Annotated in this window: 5 protein-coding genes and 1 pseudogene; 3 read left to right on the top strand and 3 right to left on the bottom strand. The window is 58.0% G+C overall.

The annotated features are described in order from the left end of the window. Positions 1-80: 80 nt before the first annotated feature. Both ACP5E6_RS15635 and ACP5E6_RS15640 read right to left on the bottom strand, forming a co-directional pair. Positions 81-533, bottom strand: coding sequence for a BLUF domain-containing protein (locus ACP5E6_RS15635; RefSeq protein WP_427955581.1), 453 nt, complete (start codon positions 531-533; stop codon positions 81-83). After that, on the bottom strand, positions 523-2,292 hold the full coding sequence (locus ACP5E6_RS15640; RefSeq protein ID WP_427955583.1) for a putative bifunctional diguanylate cyclase/phosphodiesterase: 1,770 nt from the start codon (positions 2,290-2,292) through the stop codon (positions 523-525). The genes ACP5E6_RS15635 and ACP5E6_RS15640 overlap by 11 nt, the downstream gene beginning before the upstream one ends. Positions 2,293-2,623: 331 nt before the next feature. Between ACP5E6_RS15640 and ACP5E6_RS15645 the strand changes: the two are divergent. The 3 genes and pseudogenes from ACP5E6_RS15645 to attM form a co-directional block, all read left to right on the top strand. Further along, positions 2,624-2,784, top strand: a pseudogene (locus ACP5E6_RS15645) (transposase); the annotation flags it as partial. Positions 2,785-2,880: 96 nt separating this feature from the next. Further along, positions 2,881-4,167, top strand: a complete 1,287-nt coding sequence (locus ACP5E6_RS15650) for a hydroxyacid-oxoacid transhydrogenase (protein WP_427955592.1) — start codon at positions 2,881-2,883, stop codon at positions 4,165-4,167. Positions 4,168-4,190: 23 nt separating this feature from the next. Next, complete coding sequence (gene attM / locus ACP5E6_RS15655) at positions 4,191-4,979, top strand: AttM family quorum-quenching N-acyl homoserine lactonase (protein WP_427955586.1); 789 nt, start codon at positions 4,191-4,193, stop codon at positions 4,977-4,979. A gap of 272 nt (positions 4,980-5,251) precedes the next feature. Here the strand turns inward: attM and ACP5E6_RS15660 are convergent. Then, positions 5,252-5,795 (bottom strand): DUF7168 domain-containing protein (locus tag ACP5E6_RS15660; RefSeq protein ID WP_427955589.1); only part of this gene is annotated, 544 nt, incomplete at its 5' end.

Genomic DNA, 5,795 nt, shown 5'->3' on the forward strand with positions numbered 1-5,795 from the left:
AGGTCTTTACACACTACACGCGATAACACCTATTATCGCGCGTAGTGGAATTATTCGGGGGGCTATCGGGGGAAAGGGCATCAAGCGATCGCCCAGAGATCTTCCTGATGAACGAGTTGGCGCAGAAGGAGCAGAACTTTCGCGCCGGAATCGGCATGATTGTCGGCGAAAATGTCTTTGAACAGCGCTACCGCGAGTGGATCAGGTGACGTCGCGGATGGATCACCAACGAATGCCATCGACCATTCGGTAAAGTCGCGTTCGACGGCAGGACCGAATTCAAGTACCGTTACGTCTGAATGCCGCGGATCGATCTGTATCCTCTCGAAACAGCGTTCGACCGCCTCACGTTCCCCTTCGAGGGTTTGTGCGAAGCAGTTATTGGCAAACAGCAGCGCGCCGGTGAGGCCGGCAGGCCGGTTGTTGCGACGGGAAGTGGCGAGGATCGACTGTAACTCAGCTGTGATCGTTTCGGGCGAGCCGATGAGTTCGCACCGACTGCAATAGACCGCGCGGTAAAAATTATTTTTCATGATCATGACCTCTCAGGCGTCGGCTCCCTGCCGGTGCCACGGGTTCGGGGTTAGGTGCGGATGCGATTGGCGACTGTGGCGAAAACAAAGCGGACACCATATCGGATGGCACCGGATGGCTGATCAGGTATCCCTGCATCTGGTGACCGCCGCTGGTTTCCACGAAATCGGCCTGGGCGTCGGTTTCGATGCCTTCCACCGTAACCGTCATGCCAAGATTCGAGCCGAGGGCGGCGATGGCGCGCACAACTTCACGGCCGCTGCCACCCTTTCCATCGATCTGGCTGACGAAGGAGCGATCGATTTTTACCTTATCGAAGGGAAAGCTGCGCAGTTGGCTGAGCGAGGAATAGCCGGTCCCGAAATCGTCCATGGCGATGCTGACACCGAGGGCGCGCAGGGCGTGCAGGGTCTCCAGCGTTTCCGCATTGTTGTGCATCAGGACGCTTTCGGTGATTTCGATTTCGAGCCGGCTTCCTGGCAGTCCACTCGTGGTCAGTGCATCGGCGACGGCGCAGATCAGCCGTTTGCTGTCGCTGAACTGCATGGGTGAGACGTTGACCGCGACCCGGACGTCGGCGGGCCAGGTTGCTGCGGTGCGGCAGGCGTGGCGCAGGACCCACTCTCCGATCGGGACGATCAGGCCAAGTTCCTCGGCGAGCGGGATGAACTCTGCCGGCGAGACTATGCCGCGGGACGGGTGCTGCCAGCGTAGCAGCGCCTCGAACTCGGTGACGCGACCGGAGGCAATATCGACCAAGGGCTGATAATAAAGAGCGAATTGGTTGAGTGCCGTAGCGCGCCGCAAATCCGTCTCAAGCGCGAGACGGGCCTGAGCGCGCGCATTCAATTCGGATTTGAAAAAGCGGATACAGTGGCGCCCGGCGGCTTTCGCGTCGTACAGGGCGAGATCGGCATGACGCATCAAGGTACTTGGATCATTCGCATCGGACGGAGCAACGGCAATGCCGATGCTGGCGCCGATGTTGGCAAGATGGCCTTCGACCAGATACGGTCTACTGAGGAGATCGATCAACCGCTTACCCAGAGCATCGATGCCATCTAGGTGCTGGAGCAAGACCGCAAACTCATCGCCTCCCAGTCGGACCACCACATCCTCCTGGCTTAAGCAGGCGCGCAGACGCTGACCGACCAGGCGGAGCAGTGCATCGCCGACCGGGTGGCCGAGCGTGTCGTTGACCTGCTTGAAGCGGTCGAGGTCGATCATCAGAAGTGCGGCAGACGCATTCGGTTTCGTGAAGATGGCGGCCAACGCCGCCTGGAACACACGCCGGTTGCCGAGACCGGTGAGGGGATCATGCAACGACGATTCCCCCGCCGCGCGGGAGGCAGGAACCCACAATAGTAGACGACCCAAGGCAAGCCTTCGGATTCGGATAACGATGTCGCCAAACACAAGCCGCGCTTCACCGCCAGCGAGATCCGAAGCGCTCATCGCGCTACAGCGATCAAGGACCGTCGTGCGCGCATCGGCATCGAGCGCTGAAGAATGCGCGATCAGTTTTGTGAGGGGATAACCACGACTCGGCAGCGCGCCCTGATGACCGAGCCGGATTGTCGCTGGGATGTTGCAGAGCATGACACACAGCCGGGCATCGAGCAGGATCGCACCATCCTCAATGACGAGGAAGCTTTCCCGCAAGGCGGCAGCCTGGTCGGATGTGGTCGTTCGAACGACCGACCGGGCGATGTGCTGGTCGTCAGTCTGGATCGGCGGTTGGGACGAAATCTGGTTCATTACTCGGTCATATCAATGAGACCACCTACATCGCATTCGAACCCTTAACGAACCACTAATCGCGCTAATGATTATTTATACATCTGCCATGGCGAGACCAATTCGAGACCACCCCCCTGCCGTGTCGCGCATTCCGTTGATCGCGATCATGATGTTCACCATGCCTGAGGCTGGCGTTTTCGAAGGGCGTTTTCAAGTTTCATAGCGAACACCACCAGGCGGCCCGATGGAATTGGGTGGCTGGATAGTACTTTTGCGACGGGCGCTGACGGTGATCGATCGTACGCTGATCGAGGTTAGGCGGCAGGATGGTTGGGGCGTGGTGCAGATTGCGGCAAGCTGGGACCGCGTCGAGCGGATCATCGCGCGCGTCGAGGCTGGACCGCCGCGTACCCTGTATCAAAACATCTACAGCGCGCGCGGCCAGCTGAGATTTACATCAAGGCGTGGAAGGCCCATCTCGCGGCCGACCGCACCTCGTGCTCGCGGGCTCGTCGGAAACGCAAAATACGGCGTCGCTTGCACCAATCTGAAAATCTGGCATATCAATCCAGTCCTTGCGGCGTAGATCGCATACTGGAGGAAACAGTGAGTATTACCGCCGCCAGTGGTATGGAGAGCGTATTCTCGCTAGAAGCAACTCAACTCAAATTCGGGGTTGGTGCTGCCGATGAACTCGGTTGGGAACTTTCCCGGCTTGGTATGGGACGTGTCATTCTAGTCGCTGATCCCATACTCCACGAGTTCGACCTGATCGAACGCATTGAAAAAGTTCTCGCTGATGCCGGCATCCAATATCACCGGTTTGAGGATATCAGCGTCGAACCGACAATCGAGAGTTTCACCCGCGCTGCCGCCTTTGCTTCCGCGCATCCTGCGGATGGCTTCGTCGCCCTCGGCGGTGGTTCCACCATCGACACTGCCAAGGTTGCCAATCTGATCAGTACGCATGGAGGTGCGGTGATCGATTACGTCAATCCTCCAATTGGTGGTGGCCGCAAGCCGCCCTCTCCGCTTCGTCCGCTGATCGCGCTACCGACAACCTCAGGTTCTGGGTCCGAGGCCACGACGGTGGCCGTACTCGACATACCTGAACTGAAATTGAAAACTGGGATATCACACCGCTACATGCGGCCCACAGTCGCTATCGTCGACCCGTCGTTGGCCCGCACGACGCCGAGTGGCGTCACCGCGTCAGCCGGTCTTGATGTGATTTGCCACGCGGTTGAAAGCTATATCTCGAAGCCGTTCAATCAGCGCCCGAAGGCTGCCAGCCCGGATGATCGGCCACCCTATCAGGGTTCCAACCCGGTCGCCGACATCTGGTCACTGCAGGCGATCGAATTCGGTGGCAAATTTCTCGCTCGCGCGGTAGCCGACGGCGATGATCTCGAGGCGCGCGGCACCATGATGCTCGGTGCCACTATGGCCGGGATCGGTTTCGGCACCGCAGGCGTTCATATCCCGCACGCCTGCGCTTATCCGATCGCAGGGCTAAAACATGTCTATCACGCGCCCGGATACGCACGAAACCACGCCTTTGTGCCGCACGGATTCTCGGTCATCGTGACCTCTCCCGCCGCGTTTCGCTACACCTATGATGCGGCGCCTGAAAAGCATATCCGCGCTGCCGAGTTGTTGCGTGGCCATTCGATAATCGATCCCAACTCAGAATCGCTGCCGCACGCCCTGATCGATTTAATGAAAGCGGTCGGCGCGCCATCCGGCATCGCGGAGCTCGGCTACACCGAGACTGACATCCCAGTCATCATCGAGGGAGCCTTGAAGCAGCAAAGACTGCTCAGCGGCGCGCCCAAGCCGGTCGACGCGGCGGTGCTCGATACCATCCTTCGCCAGTCAATCCACAATTGGTAAGCATCTAGCCTCCGGAGACATCAATGTCGGACATTCGCCTCTACATGTTCAGCTGCGGTACGTTGAAGACGATCACCGCTTCGATCAAGATGAATCAGGGCAATGAGCCCTATGAGATCCCGGTGCCGTGGTTTCTGATCACCCATCCGAAGGGCAACGTTGTGATTGATGGGGGCAACGCAGCGGAGGTCGCCACCAATCCCCGCGGCCATTGGGGTGACGTCTGCGACGTTTATGAACCCGTCATGCGCGAGGACGAAGCCTGCCTGCCGCAACTCGCCTCACTTGGTATTGATCCGGCCAGTGTGCGTTATGTCCTGCAATCGCATTTACACCTTGACCACACTGGCGCGATCGGGAGGTTCTCCAACGCTACCCATCTCGTCCAGCGCGCCGAATACGAATATGCTTTCACGCCTGATTGGTTTGCAGCCGGGGGTTACATTCGTCCGGATTTCGACCGACCTGGCCTCAAGTGGCACTTTCTCGATGGCAAATTCGACGATCATTATGATCTCTATGGCGATGGCGTCATTCGAACCATCTTCACGCCCGGTCATGCCCCTGGTCATCAGTCATTCCTGATCACTCTCCCGCGATCTGGACCGATGTTGCTAACAATTGATGCGGCTTACACGACCGATCATTGGGATGAAAAAGCACTGCCAGGCTTCCTGGCCAGCACGGTCGATACTGTCCGATCAGTTCGTAAACTCCGAGCGCTGGCTGAAAAAACTGGTGCAGCGGTGGTAACGGGTCACGATCCAGTTGCGTGGCCAACCTTCAAACATGCGCCTGAATTTTATGATTGATTGATACAGGCCCTGCGGATCGGAGGGAAATCGCTGGAGGGGCATTGTCAGGTAGACGAGGGTATCGCGTGTCCGTAGTGATTTCGCATGATCGACATGAGCTCGATATTATCTTTGACGGCGTATCGCTTTCCCCGATTTGGGGTGGGGTAACCTGGCGTCTGGCAATTTGTCTGTGTTCAGCAGGGTCGCGTTCATGGGCTCAAGCTGTTGTTGTAATGCCGGGCGCGAATTCGAATTTCTCACCGGCTTCCTGTCCAGCGGTGTAGGCATCACGAATGACGCGTTTGCCCGTAGCGTGGGACCTTTGACTTAGATGGAGCCCAAGCTTGGACATTTCTTCCTTGCCTATCCGGTTGCCACCCACAGAACCTAAATATAGGGCCAAGAGACGCCATTTTTCTCAATTCGGCACTACATGTTGGGGTTGTGGGTAGTAACCGGATAGGCAAGATTTCTTCTTCGATCATGGCCGATTTGACAGGAACCAGATCTCGGCCGGACGCGCTACGGATGGTCTCGTCACGGGCGAGGCGCATCGCACCGAGCTTGGCGGAAATACCGCGGGAAAGCCCGATCTGAAACGAGTTGGTTGCTGACCTGCGATCCCCTTTCATCTCTTCGTACAGGTCGCTCCGGCGGAAAACGGCGGTCTCCGTATCGAAGGCGCGCTCGACCATCTCATAAAGGTATTGTGCAGCCGTGACGTCGCTGCGAAGACCGAAGAAGATGTAGCGCAGCGGTGTGCCGCGCGACAAACAACCTGAGAATCGTATCCTGGTGCGTATTCCGACGAAGCCGGCCATGCATTCCGAT

This window comes from Acidiphilium sp. (genome assembly GCF_049977125.1).
GTDB lineage: Bacteria > Pseudomonadota > Alphaproteobacteria > Acetobacterales > Acetobacteraceae > Acidiphilium.

Excerpts from the sequence above, each read along its gene's own strand:
- ACP5E6_RS15635 (WP_427955581.1), bottom strand. The coding sequence starts at position 533 with ATGAAAAATAATTTTTACCGCGCGGTCTATTGCAGTCGGTGCGAACTC.
- ACP5E6_RS15640 (WP_427955583.1), bottom strand. The coding sequence starts at position 2,292 with ATGAACCAGATTTCGTCCCAACCGCCGATCCAGACTGACGACCAGCAC.
- attM (WP_427955586.1), top strand. The coding sequence starts at position 4,191 with ATGTCGGACATTCGCCTCTACATGTTCAGCTGCGGTACGTTGAAGACG.